Raw genomic sequence first — 21988 nt, 5'->3', positions numbered from 1 at the left:
ACGTAAAGCCCGCCCGCAGGGAGCGCCCAAAAAAATTAATGCGTGGCCTTACCAGCAGCACTTGGTATCCTAATATTCTCAACTATTTCCTGAACGTCTTCTGGAGGTGCTGGTGTAAATTTCATTATTGCTATTGACACTATAAAATTCAACACCATGGCAACGGTACCGAAACCTCCGGGCGAAATACCAAACCACCATTCACTTTTGTCTGGAACGGTTTCGTCAAACCACCCTAGTTTGTATTTTATCATGTAAAGCAACATGGCAGTAATACCAACAACCATTCCCGCTATAGCACCTTCCTTATTCATGCGTTTATAAAATATTCCTAAAATAATGGCGGGAAAAAAAGATGCCGCCGCCAGACCGAAAGCTAAAGCCACGACCGCTGCTACAAACCCTGGCGGGTTAATGCCAAAATAGCCGGCAACACACACAGCACCAACTGCTGACAACCGTGCCGCCACTAATTCTCCATGTTCTGAAATAGATGGTTTAATTATTTTTTTAATCAAATCGTGAGACACTGATGAGGAAATTACTAAGAGCAATCCTGCAGCAGTAGATAATGCCGCAGCTAAACCACCCGCCGCAACCAAAGCTATGACCCAGTTAGGCAATCTTGCAATCTCGGGATTTGCTAACACCATAATATCTCTATCTACATAGAGTTCATTTTTTGTGCTATGGTTGGGTCTCTGAAAATCGAATTTCCCATTTTCATCCTTTAAATATGCATCTCCTTTTACGTATTGAATATGTCCGTCCTGATTTTTATCTGTAAAACTTATCAACTTGGTTTCTTCCCATTTCTTAAACCATTCAGGAACTTCGGCATAAGGTTTATTTGAAACAGTTTCAATTAAATTGGTTCTTGCAAAAACAGCAACTGCAGGCGCTGTTGTGTATAAAATTACGATAAGCAACAACGCAATACCTGCTGATTTTCTTGCGTCCTTAACTCGCTTTACCGTAAAAAACCTAACGATTACATGCGGCAAACCAGCAGTGCCAACCATAAGTGCAAGTGTTATGGCGAATACATCGATCATAGTTTTAGAACCTTCGGTATATTCAGAAAAACCTAACTCGGTACTTAATCCATCTAATTTGTCCAGCAAATACGTTCCCGATCCATCAGAAAGCGTGTCTCCAAAACCTAACTGCGGAATGGGATTCCCTGTCATCTGTATTGAAATAAAAATAGCAGGCACCATAAAGGCAAAAATTAAAACACAATATTGTGCCACCTGCGTATATGTGATACCTTTCATACCGCCAAGAACAGCATAAAACAAAACAATCAACATCCCGATGATTACTCCAGTATTAATATCAACTTCCAAAAAACGTGAAAACACAATACCCACGCCTCGCATCTGTCCTGCCACATAGGTAAACGATACTAAAAGCGCACACAAAACTGCCACAAAACGAGCTACTTTTGAGTAATATCTATCTCCAATAAAATCAGGCACAGTGAACTTGCCAAATTTGCGCAAATAAGGTGCAAGAAGTAATGCTAATAGTACGTAACCTCCTGTCCAACCCATTAAATACACAGCACCATCATAGCCCGCAAAAGAAATTATACCAGCCATTGAAATAAACGACGCTGCACTCATCCAATCTGCGGCTGTTGCCATACCGTTGGCTAATGGAGACACACCGCCTCCAGCAACATAAAAATCCTTTGTTGATGCTGCCCTAGACCAAATGGCTATCCCAATGTAAATAGCAAACGTAACCCCAACTAAGATATATGTCCAATTTTGAACACTGATATCTTCTAAAATCAAACTATGCCTCATAACCGTACTTCTTATCAAGTCTATTCATAATGCGTACATAAACAAAAATAAGGATAACAAATACATACATAGCACCTTGCTGCGCAAACCAGAAACCTAACTTAAAGCCTCCTATTTTAAAAGTGTTTAGAGCGTCTTTAAAAAGGATTCCCGCTCCAAAAGACACAAGAAACCAAATAAGTAATAAGATTAGTACGTACTTTATGTTTTCCTTCCAGTAGGCCGAGGCATGTTTTGTTTTCGACATATTTTTGTTATTTAGTTGGAGCCTCAAGATAACATCATTTTTCAATATATTTGAAAGGCCATATCATAAATGCGCAATTTATGGCGTACGACGAGTATTTAGCAGATAGAATTCGAAAGCAGTTAAAAGAGAAGCACATTGGTTTCTCTGAACTAAAAATGATGGGCGGGTTATGCTTTAAAGTGGGTGGTAAAATGCTCTGCGGTATTCATATTGATCAAAAATATGATGATAGTTTACTCATGGCTCGTATAGGTTTGGATGCCTACTCAACCGCATTGGAAAAACCAGAATGCATGCCTATGGATTTTACAGGACGACCAATGAAGGGTTATATCTTTATAACTCCAGATGGATTTGATACCGATGATGACTTGGGTTATTGGTTGGATTTATGTTTGGCTTTTAATCCGTTGGCAAAAGCGAGTAAATCACGAAAACGTAAAAGTTAGTTTTTTTCTCAAAAACTGACATTTGTAAGGTTTTAGTCTGTTTTTATAGATTAATTTTGTGAGGTCCGAACATTAAATAAAACGTTTTGAAAATTAAAACTACGCTTATACTGTTGGTGTTTCTATGCATTAACTCCTCATGTATACAGTACGACAAAGACAAACATAAAGCAGATTATAGAAAACATTTGCACTGGGGGTATTCTGGAGAAACAGCACCGGAATATTGGACAGAAATTGAAAAAAATTCCGATTGTGGTGGAGAACACCAATCACCTATAAACATTATACATAGGCGTACAGATTCCACGCAAATACAAGGTGATTTAAAAATACAATATACTCCAACTACGCTTCTAAAAAAAGTAGAGAATAATGGACATTCTATTCAATTTGATTTTGAGCAAGGTGATTCTATCAACTATAAAAACGAAACCTATTATCTGAAACAAATACATTTTCATGAACCATCGGAACATAAAATAAACGGGCTTATTTATCCTCTAGAAATGCATTTGGTACACATAAACAAATCTGGTAATATAACCGTTTTGGGACTATTAGGAGAGGAAGGAGAAGAAAGTCAGCTATTCGAATTTTTCGAAAGTTTTTTACCTCTTAAAAATGGAGCAGTAAAAGATATTCATCAAAAAGTAGACTTATCCAGCCTATTTCTAGAAAATAAACATTATTATTCTTACACAGGATCACTAACCACGCCTCCTTGTAGTGAAAACGTAAACTGGATTGTATTTAAAGAACCTATTATTTTATCGGTTGAAGAAGTTATTAAACTGAGAGACAATATGCCGTTAAATAATTACAGGAATGAGCAGCCTATAAATGATAGGGTTGTTAACTATAATTACTAGCTTTGACAGATGACCTACAGAGCAATAATTTTTGATTTGGACGGCACCTTGGTAAATTCTATCTATGATATTGCCGACGCCATGAATATGGTTTTAAAACAAAGAGGTTATCCAACTTTTGATTACGATACCTATAAAACCTTTGTAGGGCACGGTGTAAAAAGTTTAATTGAAAAGGCCATCCCCAAAGAAGAACTAAATGATCACTTAGTTAATGTATGCCTTTCTGAAATGATGGAAACCTACTCTGATATATGCACCAGTAAAACGCAACCTTACGATGGTATTTTAGAATTGTTAGAAGCTTTACATTCCAGAGGATTTAAACTTAGCGTACTTTCTAACAAAGAAGATAGTTTAACCAAGAAAGTAGCGACAAAGTTATTACCAAACTACATGTCGCCCATTGAAGGTCTTGTGCACGAGCATTTAAAAAAACCAAACCCTCAAGTATTACTTTCTATATGCAATACATTAGGTATTGTGCCTAAAGAAGCCATATATGTTGGAGACACTAATGTAGATGTACAGGTGGCGATAAACGCAGACATACGCCCTATTGGTGTTAGCTGGGGCTTTAGGACAAAAGAAGAGCTATTAAAAGCGGGCGCCGATACTATTTTGAATACGCCTTACGAGTTACTTTCCCTTATATAATACATGCCTTGTATTGTTTAAGATTCTATCATAAAATAATTTTGTTTAACATTTTGATAAAACAATTAAACAAATTGTATCTTTGCACCAAATTATTGGTTCACATCTAAAATAAATATAAACATGTTTGGGTTATTTAAAAAAAAGTCAGAAAAAGAAAAACTACAGGAAAAATATAAAGCATTATTAAAAGAGGCACATGCCTTATCTACCACAAATAGGAAAATGAGCGACCAAAAGGCTTTTGAAGCTGATGAAGTTATGAAACAGATTGAAAACCTGCCTTAATTCATTAATGTTTTAAATGAAAGAAGACAAAAAGCCAGATAATGTTGTTTTTAATACTTCATCAAAAAAATACGATGCGGCCATAAAACCTTATGCCACTTCGGTTGGCGCACCTGCAATTTCATCTACCGACAACACGCCTTGGAAAAAGCGCAGTATTACTAAAATAAACCATAAAATTGAAGCAAAATATCTGGAGCTAAAAGCTGAATACGAAAAAATGATAGAGGAGTTTGAGGATAATCAACTTATCTATAATTCAAAATTCACGTTTGAGCCTGTAATTGGAGAAGTATACCATTTATACAGGAGAGAGCACGGTGAAACCTTTCTTTCCTTAATTGCTCCAGAAGAGTGTAACTTTAACTTTGTAGGCAGTTTTTACTTAAATGCCGACCAAACTTGGCAGAAGGTAGAGTAATATATTATTGCTTATCTAAATACTTCAAAACATTAGCTTCTATACGTGCTTGAATATTACTAACATCAGCTCTTACAAAAGCCTCTCCTGTGATATTCTCGTACAACTCGATGTATCTACCACTAACGGTTTCAATGTATTCATCACTCATGTAAGGTACTGTTTGTCCTTCTAAGCCCTGAAAATTATTAGATATTAACCATTGGCGCACAAACTCTTTTGACAGTTGTTTTTGAGGTTCTCCTTCTTTTTGGCGTTCTTCGTAACCGTCTTCATAAAAATAACGTGAGGAGTCTGGTGTGTGGATTTCATCAATCAATACAATTTGTCCATCCTTTGTTTTTCCAAATTCATATTTAGTGTCTACCAAAATTAACCCTCTGGAAGCTGCTATTTCTGAACCTCTTTGAAATAGCTTCTTGGTGTAATCCTCAAGAACAATATAATCTTCTTCAGAAACTACACCTCGCTTTAAAATATCCTCACGAGAAATATCCTCATCATGATCACCCATTTCTGCTTTGGTTGCTGGCGTAATTATTGGCTCTGGAAACACATCATTCTCCTTCATACCTTCTGGCATCGGGACCCCACAAAGCATACGCTTTCCTGCTTTATATTCGCGAGCTGCATGACCACTCATGTAGCCCCTAATCACCATCTCTACTTTAAATGGTTCGCACAAATGGCCCACCGCAACATTTGGGTCTGGTGTGGCGGTTAACCAATTAGGTACCAAATCTTCCGTGGCCGCCATCATTTTAGTAGCGATTTGGTTTAAGATTTGCCCTTTATATGGAATCCCTTTTGGCATGACGACATCAAATGCTGATAGCCTATCGGTAGCAATCATTACCAATTGCTCGTCATTTATATTGTAAACCTCTCTTACTTTTCCCTTGTATACGTTCTTTTGTCCAGGAAAATTGAAATTGGTATCTATTATGGTGTTACTCATTTTTTGACGGTTTATGAGTTCATTTGTTTATTCGTTTAAAGTTAAGCAATGCATTTAGCAAATATGTTTAGCCCCGATTGAGGCTTTGTTGAAGCTCTTTTTGTGTTGTTGCACCCCTGTCTGCCGACAGGCAGGTATGCAACACAAAAAAGCGACTGCCGAAAGCGGGAAAAAGCTCCTAAAACATTTAATCTCTGTTTTCAATACTTTTATATGCTGCAATTACTTTTTTAACCAGTTTGTGGCGTATTACGTCCTTATCATCTAAAAATATGATGCCTACGCCATCAACATTTTTAAGGATAAGAAGGGCTTCCTTTAATCCAGATATGGTTCTGCGCGGTAAATCTATTTGCCCTGGATCTCCCGTTAACAGAAACTTTGCATTTTTGCCCATACGCGTTAAAAACATCTTCATTTGGGCGTGGGTTGTGTTTTGGGCTTCATCTAAAATCACAAATGCATTATCCAGCGTACGACCTCGCATAAAGGCCAAAGGTGCTATTTGTATGGTACCTTTTTCTATATAGCTCGCTAATTTCTCCGGGGCAATCATATCGCGTAAACCGTCGTATAGCGGCTGCATGTAGGGATCTAATTTTTCTTGTAAATCCCCAGGTAAAAATCCAAGGTTCTCCCCCGCTTCTACTGCTGGGCGTGTTAAAATAATGCGTTTTACTTCCTTATTTTTAAGTGCTTGAACTGCTAAAGCTACCCCTGTATAAGTCTTTCCTGTTCCAGCTGGCCCAATTGCAAATACCATATCGTTCTTGCGCATGCTTTCTACAAGTCGCCTTTGATTTACGGTTTGTGCCTTGATTATTTTCCCACCTACACCATGCACAATAGCTTCACCGCTATCTTTTGATGTTTTGTAATCGTCACTACTTTGGCTAGTAAGTACGCGTTCTATGACGTTTTCATCCAGTTTATTATACTTTCCAAAATGCTTTAATAACATGGAAATGCGTCTATCAAATTCTTCCAATAATTCTTCATCACCAAAAGCTTTAATTTTATTACCGCGAGCAACAATTTTTAATTTAGGGAAGTACTTTTTAAGAAGTTCTATGTTGGCATTTTGAGCTCCAAAAAATTCTTTTGGAGTTATTTCTTCGAGTTCTAAAATAATTTCGTTCAAAAGCGTTTATTTAATATAGTTTTTTGATTAAAACATTAATTAAAATAATGTGTAATGAGATAAAATGATTTATTAGTTTTGTATATCATTCTCTCTAAGTCCAAAAATACATAATTTTAGAGGAGTTAACCTTAAAAACATATCAACAAATTTGCCTATGGCAATTATAACATTAACAACCGATTTTGGTGAGAAAGATCACTTTACTGGCGCAACAAAAGGCGCTATTTACAGTGAACTTCCTGATGTGAATATTGTTGATATCTCACACAAGGTTTCCCCGTTTAATATTCCAGAAGCCGCTTATATCATTCAAAATGCCTACAGCAGTTTTCCTGCTGGAACCATTCATATAATCGGAATAGATTCTGAGTTGAACGAGGAGAACAAACATATCGCCATGAAATTGGACGATCATTATTTTATATGCGCCAACAATGGTATCATGAGTATGATTTGTTCTGAGATTGCTCCAGAGAAAATTGTGGAAATCAATATCCATGATAAAATACAAACCAGTTTCCCTGTACTGGACGTATTTGTAAAAGTGGCATGCCATATTGCACGCGGTGGTACTTTAGAAGTTATAGGAAAACCCATAAGCGCCATAAAACCCATTAACAATTTAAAGCCTAATGTTAATGAAGATAAAACCAAAATTGTTGGCAACGTGATTTATATCGATAATTATGGCAATGTGGTAACTAATATTCGGAAAAAGTTTTTTGAGACCATACAAAAAGGGCGCAAGTTTGAAATTACAGCACGCCAGTACAGATTTAAAACCATTTTTAATAAGTATAGTGATGTTGTGAATTTTGATACGCCAAAGGAAAAACGGCAAGATGAAGGCAAAGGTTTAGTGGTTTTTAATTCTGGCGGATTTCTTGAAATAGCTATGTATAAAAGTGATTCCCACAAACATGGAAGTGCCGCTACATTGATGGGATTACAAGTTAGAGACACCATTGGTATAGAGTTTATAACAGTCCCTGTGATAACTCAAAAAGAGGATATTTTTTAAACAAGATTATGCTGGTACGAATTGTAAAAATGAGCTTCGAAGTAAAGTCTATTAATAAATTCCTAAATATCTTTGAACAAAATAAAATACACATTAGAAACTTTGAAGGCTGTAAGTTTCTAGAATTGTACAGAGATAAAAATCAAAACAACATATTTTTTACTTATAGTTATTGGACGTCCGAAGATGATTTAGAAAATTATAGACATTCTGAATTATTTAAAACTGTTTGGAGTGAAACCAAAGTACTTTTTAATGCGCGACCTGAAGCATGGAGTGTGGATAAATTAGTAACATTAGATTGAAACAAAGCGATAAGACTGATGATCACGGACAGGAAAAATTACTGAATACTGAAATTTAAATGCTAGCACTACTTAAAAAAGAAATAAATTCATTTTTTGCATCACCAATTGGCTATTTAGTTATTGCCATCTTTTTGGTTTTAAATGGTTTATTTCTTTGGGTATTTAAGGGAGAATTCAATATTCTGAATTACGGGTTTGCAGATTTATCGGCTTTCTTTCTATTAGCACCTTGGATTTTATTATTTCTAATTCCTGCTGTGACCATGCGCAGTTTTTCAGATGAAAAAAAACAGGGGACTTTAGAATTATTACTGACAAAACCCATTTCCCATCTCAACATCGTTTTAGGTAAATTTTTCGGGGCTTTTACTCTGATTTTAATGGCATTGTTACCAACGCTTTTATATGTGTATTCCGTTTTTCAACTAGGAAATCCCATTGGGAATTTGGATTTGGGCAGCACGTTTGGTTCTTATTTCGGACTTGTGTTTTTAGTCGCTGCATACACTGCAATAGGAGTCTTCTGCTCTACTTTATCCCATAATCAAATTGTGGCTTTTATTACATCCGTGTTTATTTGCCTGTTCTTTTATATTGGTTTTGAGGGTGTTTCGGAGTTTACCTCAAGTACTATTGTAGAACAATTCGGGATGAATTATCATTACAAAAGTATGAGTAGAGGTGTGATAGACTCCAGAGACATTATCTACTTTTTAAGCGTCGTTATGTTTTTTATATTATTGACACGTTTGGGCATTAAAACTGGAAAAGTGAATAAAACCGATGTCAATAAAATCGCAATGGTTTTTATTGGATTGTTAGTTTTAAACATCGCTTCCACCTATGCTTATAAACGTTTGGATGTCACAAAAGACCAACGTTATACTTTGAGTGATTCGGCAAAAGACATCATCAATAAAGCAGATTCCCCAATAGTCGTCGACGTTTTTTTAAAAGGAGACGATTTCCCTTCAGAGTTTAGGCGTTTACAGACTGAAACACGTCAGCTATTGGAAGAGTTCTGTAATGAAAATGGCAATATAGCTTTTAGTTTTATCAATCCCTTAGAGGATGAATCTACCCGCCAACAGACCATTCAAGTGATGACACAACGCGGTTTGACACCGATGCAACTTGAAGTTAAAGAAAACGGAAAATCCACACAGGAAGTTATTTTCCCTTGGGCTTTGGCAAGTTATAACGAGCAAACCGTAATTATACCGTTAGTAAAAACCAAGATTGGAGCTTCACAGCAAGAATTGGTCACTAATTCTGTACAGCATCTGGAATATGCATTTGCTGATGGTTTTAAAAAATTGATGACTCCAAAATCCAAGAAAATAGCGGTGTTAAAAGGCAACGCACAACTAGCTGATAAACACATTGCTGATTTTGCCAAAACTTTAGGCGAATATTACTTTATTGCGCCCTTTACTTTGGATAGTGTTGCTAATAACCCTCAAAAAACATTACAAGATTTAAGTGGTTATGATTTGGTGATTTCAGCAAAACCAACTGAACCCTTTACCGAAAAGGAAAAATTTGTTTTGGACCAATACACTATGCAAGGCGGAAAAAGTTTATGGTTAATTGACGCTGTGGCTATAGAAAAAGATAGTTTGTATAACGAACCAGGTAAAAATTATGCTATTGGTAGAGATTTAAACCTAACAGACTTCTTTTTTAATTACGGTGTACGCATTAATCCAGTAATGGTGTCAACGCCCTACTCTGCACCTATTACCTTGGCGATTGGAGATGGTAGCGATTCACAATTCCAACATTTAAATTGGCCGTATTCGCCTTTAGCCAATTCCGAAAATAATCATCCTATTACCAATAATTTGAATTTTGTGCGTTTTGATTTTGCTAGTCCTGTTGACACACTTAAAAATGATATTAAGAAGACCATTCTTTTAGAAACAGCACCAATTTCCAGATTGGAAGGCACACCACGAGAAATTAGTTTGGAATTAGTAACCAAACCCATCGACCCTAAAACCTTCAACAGCGAAACGCAGTCACTTGCAGTACTGTTGGAAGGCGAATTTAAATCGGCTTTTGCTAATCTAATTACGCCTTTCAACGTTAAAGCTAGAAAGGATAAAAGCGCTGCTACAAAAATGATTTTGATTTCTGATGGTGATGTAATTAAAAACGATGTAGTGCGCAACAGACCACAAGAATTAGGATTTGATAGATGGACTGGTAAATTGTATGGCAACAAGGAATTTTTATTAAACGCGGTGAATTATCTTTTGGACGATAACGGACTTATAAACATTCGCAGTAAAGAAATTGAAGTCGCCTTTTTAAATCAGGAAAAAATAGCTGAAGAAAAAACGCTTTGGCAACTGCTAAACATTGGATTACCAATAGCTTTACTGGCACTGTTCGGTTTTGGCTTTAACTACCTTAGAAAGAAAAAATACGCTAGCTAACTGTTGATAAGTTTGTTTCGATAAAACGTTGCTTTGAGATATATTTGTAGGTAACGATTTTCTTAACAAAACTATTCCAAGTAGATGAAATTTATAGTATCAAGTACTTACCTTTTAAAGCAATTACAGGTTTTGGGTGGTGTTATCAACAGTTCTAACACGCTACCTATTTTAGATAATTTTTTGTTTGAGTTAGATCATACAAAATTAACTGTTTCTGCCAGTGATTTGGAGACTACCATGTCTTCTACCCTTGATGTAGAAAGTGATAGTGAGGGTAGTGTTGCCATTCCTGCACGTTTGCTTTTGGATACCTTAAAAACATTCCCAGAACAACCTTTAACCTTTGTTGTAGAAGACAATAACACTGTTGAAATTAGTTCAAATCATGGTAAATATGCTTTGGCGTATGCTAGTGGTGAGGAATTCCCTAAGGCTGTGGCTTTGGAAGACCCGAGTAAAACTGTAATGTTGGGAGATATTTTAGCCAATGCCATTAGCAAAACTATTTTTGCAGCAGGAAATGATGATTTACGCCCTGTAATGAGCGGTGTGTTTTTCCAGTTTTCTACTGAAGGATTAACCTTTGTGGCTACTGATGCACATAAATTGGTAAAATATACAAGGGAAGACGTCAATGCAAGTCAGGTAGCAGAGTTTATCATGCCTAAAAAACCTTTGAATTTATTGAAAGGCATTTTGGCAGGAAGCGAAGATGAAGTAACGATTGAGTACAACGACTCTAATGCAAAGTTTACTTTTGAAAATTCTGAGTTGATTTGCCGTTTGATAGATGGGAAATACCCTAACTACGAAGCGGTAATACCAAAGGAGAACCCAAATATACTAAGTATTGACCGTACGCAATTCTTAAACTCTGTACGTCGTGTTAGTATTTTCTCTAATAAAACCACACACCAAATACGCTTGAAGATTGCAGGTGCCGAATTAAATATTTCTGCGGAAGATATCGATTATAGTAACAAAGCCGAAGAGCGTTTAACGTGCGATTACCAAGGTGATGATATGCAAATTGGTTTTAACTCGCGTTTTTTAACCGAGATGCTGAACAACTTAAGTTCTACCGATGTGCAATTAGAAATGAGTATGCCAAATCGCGCAGGTATTTTAACGCCTGTGGATGGATTGGATGAAGGCGAACAAATTACAATGTTGGTAATGCCAGTGATGTTGAACAGTTAGTGGTCGGTATTAAAACAAGAAAGTTGTCATTCTGAATTTATTTCAGAATCTAGTTATATTGAAGAAGCAGCAATCTTAATTTAGGTTGCTGCTTTTTTGTTGTATAAATATAGATAAGTTGAGTTTGTCAGAAAAAATTTGATAAATTCGTGTAGTGTTATGCATAAGGCATTATAAGTACGCATACCCGCAGAAACATTGTACTTCATTATCAGAAACAACTAACCGATGATAAAACTCTTTAGAAAAATACGTTATGATATTATAGATAAAAACAAAACAGGAAAGTATTTGAAGTATGCCTTTGGAGAGATTGTTTTAGTTGTTATTGGAATATTAATTGCCCTTCAAATTAACAATTGGAATGAACAAAGGAAAACCAATAATAGAGAAAAAAACTTACTTACTGCACTAAGACAAGAGTTCATTCATAATCAAAAAAAATTGCAAACTGTAATAAAAATTAATCGCCACAATATTGAAGGTGCTGGAGAATTCACATCTATTCTTTCTCCTAAAGAAACAAATCTTTCAGAGGTAGAAATTGCTAAGTACTGGGATAAAGCATTTAGACAAGAAGCGATTTTCAGACCTAGTTTGGGTGTGCTAAATGAGGCTATTAATTCTGGAAACTTGAGCATTATAAAAAATACTGACTTAAGAAATATTTTATCATCTTTTGATGCAGAATTACAGCAATTAAGAAAGCAAGAAGAAACCGTTTTTGATTTTAGAATGGAGTGTTATCAAAGATTACGGAATTTTGGAAATTTCAGAAAAATATTGGATAATGTAATGGACACCGAGACTTGGTATAAACTTTCCGCAAGTCCCTTTGAAAACTCCAACAAGACATTACTTCAATCGGAGAGATTTGAAAATGATATCGTTCTATTTATAGGAACTTCTGTATACTTGGAAAATAATTTTTTAATCCCTTTAGAGAAAAGAATGAGTGAATCAATTCAGGTTTTAAACTCTGAAATTAATGACTAAAATAACGAAAGCACAACAGTATGGACAAGTAATTGTTTGCTCTTGTGTACTTCTGAAAATCCTTGCAGAGTTTTTAGTTTGATGTATGCTTGCCAAATTAAACGCTAGATCATGTTGCTAGTAACAAATGAACCGTTATACTGCCCCCTCCAAAAACAAAATAATCTTCAGGTTAAAACTTACCTCAGCAAACACACCCGCTTTAGGGATTGTGCTTCGAGTACCTCAGCAACCAAAGCATTTGTTGAAGTTCTTTTTGTGTTGTTGCACCCCTGTCTGCCGACGGGCAGGTATGCAACACAAAAAAGCGACTGCTGAAAGCCTGCCCGCCGGCAGGCAGGCCCGACCCGACCTTAGGAGGGTAACACCCAACTTCTCGATATAATTTCGATAAAAAAAATCGAAATCACTCGAAGTGACGCTGTAAGGTACAGCCTTAAGATCCCGCTAAATAGCGAGATTAGTTCAACTTACAATTTTAAGTTTATCTTATAAACTTCTTAAAATTGAGTTTCACTAAAAAACGCCCACCGAAAAGTGAGCGTTTGGTTATCTCATTTTTTTCTAACTAACTAATAAAATTAAGAGATAATGGGTATTTTGGTGTTTCTCCATTGTTGGCTCTAATAGCGTTTATAATGGGGAATAATATAGATATTATTCCTAAAATTATTAAGCCTACTATGCCTAAACCTAATAATAAAATGAGTGGTATGCAAATGAGACAATACACTATTAAACTTAATTGAAAGTTTATGATGTTTTTACCATGCTCGTCCATTTGATGCACTTTTTCTTTTTGTGTTAGCCAAAGAATTAGCGGCACTATAAGGCTGCCAAAACCTGTTACCAGTGAAATAAGCTGGCTTAAATGAGTAATGACGATTAATTGATTATCCTGTCTCTTCATGATGATGATTAAATATTTGATTGATACTAATAGGACGCAGGAAAATGAAAAATGTTACAGGTTTAAAGAAAAATTACTTTAGAGTTACACTTTAAAACTTTAGAAGGATGTCATGACCCTGTCTAATCAGTAAAAAACTATCCAAATTAAGACTCAGGATTGGTAAGTACTAAAAATGGCATATCAAAGGCGTAGCCAATTTTCTCTTCAGTATAGGTATGCAGCAATCGTTCTAAAAAAGAATGAGGTTTCTTCACCATCGCTAACATATTAAAGTCTTGATTTTTCATATAGTTACTTATGGTGCTGACAATATCTCTGTCTACTACATCGATATAATCGTGTTGGGCTTCTGGAAAATTCGTATCAAAAAACGTCATATTATCCATTTTTTTATGAGCAATAGTATTTGGCCCTGCTAGATGTAAAATGGTTAACTGTGCATTGTAATTTTCAAGAATATTACCCAATGTAGTTAATGCCGCTTCAGTGTACAGTTCAATATGATTTGCTGTAAATGCTATTTTATTAAGCTCATGATACTCACAACCGCTAGGTATTGCCAAGATTGGCGTAGTGCAACGATTTATAACACGAACTGTGTTACTGCCAAATAACACTTTTTGAAATCCTGTTGCGCCCTTGGTACCCATAACTATCAAATCAATATCATGTTTTTCAACGGATTGATGTATGGCATCAATGAAATTATCATAATCTACGATAGAGAAAAATTTATGGTTTTTGTTTGGGTAGTTTAATTTAAGTTCTGAAATAATATTTTCAATCGATGTTTTAGCAGCATCAACTAAAGTTTTATATACCGTAGCTGAAGAGCTAACCGTCATCATATCATCTGACAAAAATGATGATGCCTTTTGAACGTTTAAGAAGTAAAATTTGCAAGGTTTATCCTTTAATAATTTCACTGCATAGTTAATAGCATTTAATGAGTTTTTGGAGAAATCGGTAGGTAATAAAACAGCTTTCATAACCAATTGGATTTAGACGTTTTATAAATATAACTTCTCAAATGCAATTAACTGATGACTTTTGTCAGTTGCGAGTTTGATTTTTTAACGAATTGCAAAAAATATTAGTTTAAAAGGTGCTTGCATTGTATTTTCGGCACAATAAATGTATAACTGTTCGTTAATAACTCTAAACACCATTGTCATGAAGCGTTTATTTATAGCTTTAATTTTTCTGGTTACTTATGCAAACCAAGCGCAAAATACTGCGATAGCAGCAGGCGAAAAATTAGTTTACACAGCATCTTATAACATGTCTGGAGTGCTTAACGATATTGCCCAAGTAACACTGGAAACCAGCAATGTAAAAACCTCAAAAGCAACTCTTTTACATTTAAAGTGTAAAGCTGTTACCTATAAAAAATGGGATAACTTCTTCAAAATTAGAGATTTATACGAAAGCTACGTCAACCCAACAACCTTAACGCCTTATCTGTACAAACGCGATATAAATGAAGGTGGCTATTTTAAAAACATGAAATACACCTTCAGCCATAAGACTAATACCGTTAAAACTGTACAGACCAAAAAAAACGATTGGGTTGAAAAGAAAGATGTAAAAATAAATTCGGGGACTAGGGATATTGTAGCTACACTCTATAAAATCAGACTTGTTGATTTTGAATCGATGAGCGTGAGAGCAAAAAAAACATTCACCATTATTTTTGATAGAAAAGAGGTAAAAGCGCAAATTACTTACTTAGGAAAAGAAACCATAAATACTGCTATTGGTAGCAAAACCTGTTATAAAGTTGCTGTTGGGAGCAATGACTCTGATGTGATAAAAAACAATAGGGATAATTTAGTATGGCTTACTGCTGATACCAACAAAATTATGGTTTATGGAAAGTTTAAAATTCCTGTTGGAAGTGGGGAACTCAAAATAAAATCTGCCACTGGATTAAAAAACTAAAACACTCATTATCATGAAACGTTTATTCACTATTCTAGCCGTAATAGCATCTATTCTAACTATAATACTATCTGTTTTACCCGCTTCAAATTTAGCTATTTTTCCTGGTGCTGTGGCACTTATATTCGGTCTCATAGCATTCTATTTGTCGAAAAAAACGGGGCAAGTAAAAAAAATTATTCAATTTTCATTTTTGCTTACCATTATGGCTTTAGGTTTAACAACTTACAAAGCCATTTTTAATACTACCGAAGTTGGAGATACAGAAGCATTGGTTGAAAAAGAAGCTGAATCTAAAGAAGAAGCTATCGAGGAATTAGAAGAGCTGGAGCTAGATGACATTGATATAGAATAGTAGCCGTTTTTTTACGCTTAATTTCTATATATTTGCACAGTAAAAAACTGGCATAAAGTTTTACTCACTTACAAAGCTTTTTAAATGCGAGTTGCTTTTGAATAAAATCAAAACAACATGAAATTTATTTACGTTATCTCTTTTCTAACACTTGTTGGTACCTGCGCTACCCCAAAATATACTGAAAGGATAGAAAATATTAAAAATAACATTTCAATAGTTGATAGTATACAAGTAAAGCAATATTCAAAAACCATTACTCCTGATGAACTTAAGCAATTACTATATAAGTTTGCCTCTAAAGACTTCGAAGGAAGAAAAACAGGAGAACGTGGACATAAGTTAGCAGCAGAGTTTATAAAATCATATTACATAGACTTAGGTGTACCATCACCACTTGGAGGAACTAATTATTTTCAGGGAATTTCTAAATCTTACTTCCCGGATAACATAAAAGCATCAGAAAATGTTTTGGCTTATATTGAAGGCGCTGAAAAACCAGACGAAATCCTAGTGCTTTCGGCTCATCTAGATCATGAAGGTGTAATAGATGGGGAAATTTATCTTGGAGCTGACGATAACGGTTCTGGAACCGTTGCTTTACTTGAGATAGCCGAAGCCTTTAAAACCGCTGCGAAAAATGGGTTTCCACCAAAACGAAGTATTCTATTTGCCCACTTTACCGCAGAAGAAATTGGAAAATACGGCTCAGAGTTTTATACTGAAAATCCTGTGTTTCCGATAGAAAATACAATTGCCAACCTAAATATGGATATGATTGGTCGTACAGATGATAGACATCCAGAAGACAAAAATTACATTTACTTAATAGGCTCCGACAGACTTAGCAAAGAACTGCACTTCATCTCTGAAGCAGTTCAAAAAGCTTATGTAGATATTCATTTAGATTACAAGTTTAACGCCTTGAACGATCATAATCGATATTACACAAGATCAGACCAATACAACTTTGCCAAAAAAGGTGTTCCTGTAATTTTTTATTTTAGTGGTGTACATGAAGATTACTCAAAGCCAACAGATACTCCAGACAAAATAGACTATGAGTTATTGGCAAAACGCGCTAAACTTATTTTCGCTACAACATGGCAATTGGCAAACCAAGACAAACGCGTAACTACTGATAAAAACAGTGTGTTTTTTAATTGATTTATTTACGTCATTCCAAAATAATTATTATGAAAAAACTAAGCCTAATATTAGTAATAGCCTTGCTACTTATTAGCTGCATTAGCGTCAATAAAAGTGCGAAAAAAGTGGCTAATCCTGAGGCCTATGCAAAAACTATTACTGCTGATGAATTAAAAGAGATGCTCTTTACTTATGCTTCAGATGAATTTGAAGGCAGAAAAACAGGCGAACCTGGACAAAAAAAAGCCATCAATTTCATTAAGCAACATTACATGGATAATGGTATACCCTCTCCCATTGCCGAGGGCGATTATTTTCAAGAGATCCCTGTTGAATACTTTAACAATAGAGCTGATAACGCCTCTGAAAATGTTGTAGCATACATCAAAGGTTCTGAAAAACCCAATGAAGTTTTAGTAATTTCAGCGCATTTAGATCATATTGGGATTTCGAAAAGTGGTGAAATCAATAATGGTGCAGATGATGATGGCTCTGGCACCGTAGGAATTTTAGAAATAGCTGAAGCCTTTAAAGCTGCAGAAAAAGATGGATTTCCACCAAAGCGCTCCATTGTGTTTTTACACGTAACCGGTGAAGAAATTGGTTTATTTGGGTCGCGATATTATGCGGACGAGGATCCTATCTTTCCTTTGAAGAATACCATAGCCAACTTAAATATCGATATGATAGGTCGTGTAGATGAAAAGCACGAAGGGAAACCTAACTATTTGTACTTAATAGGCTCAGACAGATTGAGCAAGGAATTACATACCGTTTCAGATTCTATCAACAATGCCACATTAAAATTAGAATTGGATTATACATTTAATTCTGAAAATGACCCAAATCGTTTTTACTACAGGTCGGATCATTACAACTTTGCTAAACATAATATTCCCGTAATTTTTTATTTTAATGGTACACATGCTGATTATCACAGACCAAGCGATACGCCAGATAAAATAAACTATGAGTTTTTAGAGGCCAGAACACAACTTATTTTTTATACAGCTTGGGAATTGGCAAACCGCGAAGCAAGGGTTAAACTAGATTAAAAGAATAGTGTTATCTTTTGGGTATGATATGTTATAAATACTTCTATCTACCCCTTGTATTGCTTCTTTTTTTAAGCTGCGAACAGAAAAAGTCTTCGGAAGCGCTAATAGGTAAAAATACAACTGACGAAAAAAATATAAGCGCACCTTCGATTGTTATCTTAGGCACTGCGCAGGATGCCGGTTCTCCTCAAATAGGATGCAACAAAAGTTGTTGTGCCCATTTATTCAACAATCCCGATATTAAAAGACATGTGGTGTCATTAGGGATTTTGGATACCGCGAACAATAAGGCTTATCTGTTCGAAGCAACTCCAGATATTGGAGCACAGATCGAAATATTAACCCATTTAAAGACCAATCAAAGCAACACCTTGATTGATGGCATTTTTATAACACACGCCCATATAGGTCACTATACAGGACTAATGTTTTTAGGAAAGGAAGCCATAGATGCAGTCAAAATCCCGACTTATACCATGCCCAGAATCAAAAGTTTTTTTGAAAATAATGGTCCGTGGTCTCAGTTAGTGGAAAACGAAAATATTACACTGCGCACATTAGCAAACGAAACACCTGTACAGTTATCAAACACTTTGGAAGTCACACCTTTTTTAGTACCACACCGGGATGAATTTTCAGAAACTGTAGGATATAAAATTAAGGGACCAAATAAAACTGCTTTGTTTATTCCAGATATTGACAAATGGGAAAAATGGGATAAAGATATTATTAAAGAGATTGAAAAAGTGGACTATGCTTTTTTAGATGCTACGTTTTATGATGGCGAAGAAATAAACAACAGGGATATATCTCAAATTCCACATCCTTTTGTGATTGAGAGCTTAAAAAAATTCGAAAAATTGAGTTTTCAGGAGAGAAACAAAATCATTTTCATTCATTTTAATCACACAAATCCTTTATTAAATCCTGAAAATAAGGAGAGTGATTATGTGCTAGCAAAAGGGTTTAGGATTGCCCGAAAGTTGGATAAATTCAGATTATAAACTACAATGGAAGATTCAATAAAAAAAGCGACCATTTGGTCGCTTTTTATTATGATTTCAAATAAATCATACATTGATTTAGTTCTGGGTTTTGCTGTACAAGAGATAGAATATAAATTTTAAGCTCTTCAATCTCGTAAGGTAGTAATCGTTGTACTGCCTTTTGTACTTCTTTGCAAAACAATGTCGCGTCAAAACTCACTTTCTCCAGTACGGTTTTAGTGTACTCTAGCATTGCTCTTGCCATTTTAATGTTAGGATTTAGGTTTGTAATAATAAAGTAGATTTAATTTATAGGCTTCATGTTTAAATAACGTATAAAGTTAATTAAAAATTACAAAAATCTACCTTTTTAATAGGATTTTAACACTGTTAAAATCTATTGTCCCCATCTAATATATCGCCTAATCCTCCAAGTATACTGCCTTCCCCTTTATTTTTTCCTCCAGATCTTGGTGCTGATGCTAATACACGACCAGCTAGTCTACTAAACGGTAATGATTGTACATAAACTGTTCCTGGTCCTTGAAGTTTTGCAAAAAACAAACCTTCACCACCAAACACTGTATTTTTAATACCACCTACAAATTCAATATCGTAATCTATAGTTTGGTCAAAGCCAACGATACAACCAGTATCTACTCTAAGTGTTTCTCCCGCAGCCAATTCCTTTCTCGCCATAGTACCACCAGCATGCACAAACGCCATACCATCACCTTCTAGTTTTTGCATGATGAAACCTTCGCCTCCAAACAGGCCGCGCCCTAATTTTTTGGAAAACTCAATTCCGACGCTTACACCTTTTGCGGCGCAAAGGAAAGCATCTTTTTGACATATAAACTTTCCACCAAATTCGGTTAAGTCTATTGGGATTATTTTCCCTGGATAGGGTGAAGCAAAGGATACGTTGCGCTTACCTACTAAAGTATTGTAAAAAGCCGTCATAAATAAGCTTTCGCCTGTAAGGATACGCTTTCCTGCTCCTAATATTTTACCCAAAAAGCCAGTATCTTTTTGAGACCCATCTCCAAAAATGGTTTCCATTTTAATACCATCATCCATCATCATAAAGCTACCAGATTCGGCAACAACACCTTCATTAGGATCTAATTCTATTTCTACATATTGCATTTCTTCTCCGTAAATGCGATAATCGATTTCGTGTGAAGTCATTTTTTAATTGATGTTTATTTGTTTAACTGTTGATTCGTTTATTTGTTTGTTGTTTTGCTTTGGGTTTTGTTACAAACTATTTAAAATTCCAAAAAATCAATAACTAAATTCCAAAACTGGGAATATTATTATCTCGCAAACCTGCCTACCGGCAGGCAGGGAAGCTAAGTCGCAAAGAAACATGACGTAACTGAAAGCTGCGACTGAATACTACTTACTGTTTCACCTTAACACTCCACTCAAAATTAAAAGTGGACACCTCAACGCCATCTTCATTTACCCCAACAGATTTCATCCATAAGGTTTGTCCCTCGCCTGTGTCAATTGTTTTTTGTAAAGCTTCGTCAATTAAATGTCCATCATTACATGTAAATACAATTCTCCCTGTTGCCTTTTTTGTAAACGACGCATTATTTGTGGTAACCAGCATAGATACTTTTTTGTCAGATTCTTGGATTTTACCAATCATTAATGCCCCTGTTGAGAGTTCTGCTGCCATACCTTGCACTGCCCAAAACATTGATTTAAACGGATTTTGATTAATCCATCTATGCTTTACGTTAACCTCACACTTACTTTCATCTAAATATTTAACACGCACTCCGCATAAGTATGCAGAAGGCAACTTAAACATACTAAATTTATTTAATTTACTAGGGGTTAGCTTCATATATCCTATTTTATTTTCCACTAAGTTATGAAATTTAGCGCGGTATTAAAATGTTAAAAAAATGTTAATTATAGTACTATGCGTAACAAAGTACCTGTTTTTAGACATATATTTGCATAAGAAACTATTATATGTTTTTAATCAATCAAAATAATCATGTTAGATAATCATCAAAAAAACATTGCCACTTTTATCCACTTGTCAACCTTTAGCAGGTTTATAATTCCTTTTGGGAATTTTATTGGTCCGTTAATTTTATGGACCATCAATAAAGATAAATCAGAATTTGTAGACCAGCACGGTAAGCAAGTATTGAACTTTCAAATAAGTATATTGCTATACGCTATTATTTTAGGCACACTTACTATCCCGTTTTTTATTTTTAAAATATTTAGCGGATTGGATTTTATTGATTTTCATGGATTTCATGATTTTCACATTTCTATGGGGAAACCATCACCATTACTTTATATAGGCGGCGGTTTAGGCATTCTAGCTGTTATTGCCTTTATCGCAGAATTAGCATTGATTGTAATTGCAAGTTTAAAGGCAAGAGATGGCGAATTATACAAATACCCGTTTACTATTAATTTTTTAAAATAGGATATAACACACCCCTAACTCCCCTCTTAGTAGAGGGGATACTCAAACTCTAATAAAATGACACATTATATAAATATCAACTATAACATTTTAAATCAACGGACGGAACTGCGTTAGGGATTGAACGGCATGTTTGAAATCCCCGACGCAGGAGGGATTGAGTAGTGAAAGCCCGACCACTTGCCCTGAGGTACTCGAAGGGTGTGGTAACGCCATAACAATAAAAATAAAGAATATTTCATCAATATCATTAATCAAATCAATCAAAAAATGAACAGTTTTACAACATTAAACGCATGA

Annotated in this window: 25 protein-coding genes; 16 read left to right on the top strand and 9 right to left on the bottom strand. The window is 35.3% G+C overall.

Going from position 1 to position 21988, the window contains the following annotated elements; genetic code table 11:
- Nucleotides 1-35: 35 nt before the first annotated feature.
- Nucleotides 36-1814, bottom strand: a complete 1779-nt coding sequence (locus AC1B0Z_RS16470) for a sodium:solute symporter family protein (protein WP_483793354.1) — start codon at nucleotides 1812-1814, stop codon at nucleotides 36-38.
- Entirely contained in the window at nucleotides 1804-2061 is a 258-nt protein-coding gene (locus tag AC1B0Z_RS16465) for a DUF4212 domain-containing protein (protein ID WP_483793353.1), read from the bottom strand. The genes AC1B0Z_RS16470 and AC1B0Z_RS16465 overlap by 11 nt, the downstream gene beginning before the upstream one ends.
- 80 nt (nucleotides 2062-2141) lie before the next feature.
- Between AC1B0Z_RS16465 and AC1B0Z_RS16460 the strand changes: the two genes are divergently transcribed.
- The 5 genes from AC1B0Z_RS16460 (at nucleotide 2142) to AC1B0Z_RS16440 (ending at nucleotide 4751) form a co-directional block, all read left to right on the top strand.
- The gene (locus AC1B0Z_RS16460; protein ID WP_483793352.1) at nucleotides 2142-2513 is read left to right on the top strand and encodes a TfoX/Sxy family protein; all 372 of its coding nucleotides are present in this window, start codon (nucleotides 2142-2144) and stop codon (nucleotides 2511-2513) included.
- Nucleotides 2514-2599: 86 nt separating this feature from the next.
- Nucleotides 2600-3385 carry a carbonic anhydrase gene (locus AC1B0Z_RS16455; RefSeq protein ID WP_483793351.1) on the top strand — a complete coding sequence of 262 codons (786 nt, stop codon included), beginning with the start codon at nucleotides 2600-2602 and terminating at the stop codon, nucleotides 3383-3385.
- A gap of 9 nt (nucleotides 3386-3394) precedes the next feature.
- Nucleotides 3395-4042 (top strand): HAD family hydrolase, encoded by a 648-nt coding sequence (locus tag AC1B0Z_RS16450; protein ID WP_483793349.1) that lies wholly within the window; start codon nucleotides 3395-3397, stop codon nucleotides 4040-4042.
- A gap of 123 nt (nucleotides 4043-4165) precedes the next feature.
- Nucleotides 4166-4330 (top strand): Lacal_2735 family protein, encoded by a 165-nt coding sequence (locus AC1B0Z_RS16445; protein WP_483793348.1) that lies wholly within the window; start codon nucleotides 4166-4168, stop codon nucleotides 4328-4330.
- Between the two features lie 16 nt (nucleotides 4331-4346).
- On the top strand, nucleotides 4347-4751 hold the full coding sequence (locus AC1B0Z_RS16440) for a DUF2452 domain-containing protein (RefSeq protein WP_483793346.1): 405 nt from the start codon (nucleotides 4347-4349) through the stop codon (nucleotides 4749-4751).
- Nucleotides 4752-4755: 4 nt separating this feature from the next.
- Here AC1B0Z_RS16440 and AC1B0Z_RS16435 read toward each other — a convergent pair whose 3' ends face one another.
- Complete coding sequence (locus tag AC1B0Z_RS16435; RefSeq protein ID WP_483793345.1) at nucleotides 4756-5709, bottom strand: phosphoribosylaminoimidazolesuccinocarboxamide synthase; 954 nt, start codon at nucleotides 5707-5709, stop codon at nucleotides 4756-4758.
- Nucleotides 5710-5896: 187 nt separating this feature from the next.
- The gene (locus AC1B0Z_RS16430) at nucleotides 5897-6850 is read right to left on the bottom strand and encodes a PhoH family protein (protein WP_483793343.1); all 954 of its coding nucleotides are present in this window, start codon (nucleotides 6848-6850) and stop codon (nucleotides 5897-5899) included.
- A 157-nt stretch (nucleotides 6851-7007) separates the two neighbouring features.
- On the opposite strand from AC1B0Z_RS16430, the gene AC1B0Z_RS16425 reads away from it, so the two are divergent.
- The 5 genes from AC1B0Z_RS16425 (at nucleotide 7008) to AC1B0Z_RS16405 (ending at nucleotide 12822) form a co-directional block, all read left to right on the top strand.
- Nucleotides 7008-7874 (top strand): SAM hydrolase/SAM-dependent halogenase family protein, encoded by an 867-nt coding sequence (locus AC1B0Z_RS16425; RefSeq protein WP_483793342.1) that lies wholly within the window; start codon nucleotides 7008-7010, stop codon nucleotides 7872-7874.
- Nucleotides 7875-7882: 8 nt separating this feature from the next.
- Complete coding sequence (locus AC1B0Z_RS16420; protein ID WP_483793341.1) at nucleotides 7883-8179, top strand: putative quinol monooxygenase; 297 nt, start codon at nucleotides 7883-7885, stop codon at nucleotides 8177-8179.
- A 59-nt stretch (nucleotides 8180-8238) separates the two neighbouring features.
- Nucleotides 8239-10623, top strand: coding sequence for a gliding motility-associated ABC transporter substrate-binding protein GldG (gene gldG / locus AC1B0Z_RS16415; RefSeq protein ID WP_483793339.1), 2385 nt, complete (start codon nucleotides 8239-8241; stop codon nucleotides 10621-10623).
- An 84-nt stretch (nucleotides 10624-10707) separates the two neighbouring features.
- Nucleotides 10708-11826: a DNA polymerase III subunit beta gene (gene dnaN, locus AC1B0Z_RS16410; RefSeq protein ID WP_483793337.1), complete on the top strand. Its 1119-nt coding sequence runs from the start codon at nucleotides 10708-10710 to the stop codon at nucleotides 11824-11826.
- Nucleotides 11827-12054: 228 nt separating this feature from the next.
- A complete protein-coding gene (locus tag AC1B0Z_RS16405) occupies nucleotides 12055-12822 on the top strand; it encodes a DUF6090 family protein (RefSeq protein ID WP_483793336.1) in 768 nt (255 codons plus the stop codon).
- A 568-nt stretch (nucleotides 12823-13390) separates the two neighbouring features.
- On the opposite strand, the gene AC1B0Z_RS16400 is transcribed toward AC1B0Z_RS16405, so the two are convergent.
- Nucleotides 13391-13732 carry a DUF4870 domain-containing protein gene (locus AC1B0Z_RS16400; RefSeq protein WP_483793334.1) on the bottom strand — a complete coding sequence of 114 codons (342 nt, stop codon included), beginning with the start codon at nucleotides 13730-13732 and terminating at the stop codon, nucleotides 13391-13393.
- Between the two features lie 146 nt (nucleotides 13733-13878).
- Nucleotides 13879-14724 carry a universal stress protein gene (locus AC1B0Z_RS16395; RefSeq protein WP_483793332.1) on the bottom strand — a complete coding sequence of 282 codons (846 nt, stop codon included), beginning with the start codon at nucleotides 14722-14724 and terminating at the stop codon, nucleotides 13879-13881.
- A 184-nt stretch (nucleotides 14725-14908) separates the two neighbouring features.
- Between AC1B0Z_RS16395 and AC1B0Z_RS16390 the strand changes: the two genes are divergently transcribed.
- From AC1B0Z_RS16390 to AC1B0Z_RS16370, 5 genes are all read left to right on the top strand, one after another.
- On the top strand, nucleotides 14909-15676 hold the full coding sequence (locus tag AC1B0Z_RS16390; RefSeq protein ID WP_483793331.1) for a DUF3108 domain-containing protein: 768 nt from the start codon (nucleotides 14909-14911) through the stop codon (nucleotides 15674-15676).
- A gap of 13 nt (nucleotides 15677-15689) precedes the next feature.
- Entirely contained in the window at nucleotides 15690-16031 is a 342-nt protein-coding gene (locus tag AC1B0Z_RS16385) for an FUSC family protein (protein ID WP_483793329.1), read from the top strand.
- A gap of 117 nt (nucleotides 16032-16148) precedes the next feature.
- Nucleotides 16149-17198 (top strand): M28 family peptidase, encoded by a 1050-nt coding sequence (locus tag AC1B0Z_RS16380; protein ID WP_483793328.1) that lies wholly within the window; start codon nucleotides 16149-16151, stop codon nucleotides 17196-17198.
- Between the two features lie 29 nt (nucleotides 17199-17227).
- The gene (locus AC1B0Z_RS16375; RefSeq protein ID WP_483793327.1) at nucleotides 17228-18235 is read left to right on the top strand and encodes a M28 family metallopeptidase; all 1008 of its coding nucleotides are present in this window, start codon (nucleotides 17228-17230) and stop codon (nucleotides 18233-18235) included.
- 59 nt (nucleotides 18236-18294) lie between these two features.
- The gene (locus tag AC1B0Z_RS16370) at nucleotides 18295-19242 is read left to right on the top strand and encodes an MBL fold metallo-hydrolase (protein WP_483793325.1); all 948 of its coding nucleotides are present in this window, start codon (nucleotides 18295-18297) and stop codon (nucleotides 19240-19242) included.
- A 49-nt stretch (nucleotides 19243-19291) separates the two neighbouring features.
- On the opposite strand, the gene AC1B0Z_RS16365 is transcribed toward AC1B0Z_RS16370, so the two are convergent.
- From AC1B0Z_RS16365 to AC1B0Z_RS16355, 3 genes are all read right to left on the bottom strand, one after another.
- The gene (locus tag AC1B0Z_RS16365) at nucleotides 19292-19489 is read right to left on the bottom strand and encodes a hypothetical protein (RefSeq protein WP_130964523.1); all 198 of its coding nucleotides are present in this window, start codon (nucleotides 19487-19489) and stop codon (nucleotides 19292-19294) included.
- Nucleotides 19490-19614: 125 nt separating this feature from the next.
- Complete coding sequence (locus AC1B0Z_RS16360) at nucleotides 19615-20415, bottom strand: TIGR00266 family protein (RefSeq protein ID WP_483793323.1); 801 nt, start codon at nucleotides 20413-20415, stop codon at nucleotides 19615-19617.
- A 214-nt stretch (nucleotides 20416-20629) separates the two neighbouring features.
- Nucleotides 20630-21085, bottom strand: a complete 456-nt coding sequence (locus AC1B0Z_RS16355) for a DUF4442 domain-containing protein (RefSeq protein WP_483793322.1) — start codon at nucleotides 21083-21085, stop codon at nucleotides 20630-20632.
- 156 nt (nucleotides 21086-21241) lie between these two features.
- Between AC1B0Z_RS16355 and AC1B0Z_RS16350 the strand changes: the two genes are divergently transcribed.
- Complete coding sequence (locus AC1B0Z_RS16350; protein WP_483793321.1) at nucleotides 21242-21688, top strand: DUF4870 domain-containing protein; 447 nt, start codon at nucleotides 21242-21244, stop codon at nucleotides 21686-21688.
- The last annotated feature ends 300 nt before the right edge of the window (nucleotides 21689-21988 follow it).

This window comes from Hyunsoonleella sp. J2K-J805, assembly GCF_057167125.1.
This window is presented reverse-complemented; position numbering and strand designations above follow the sequence as displayed.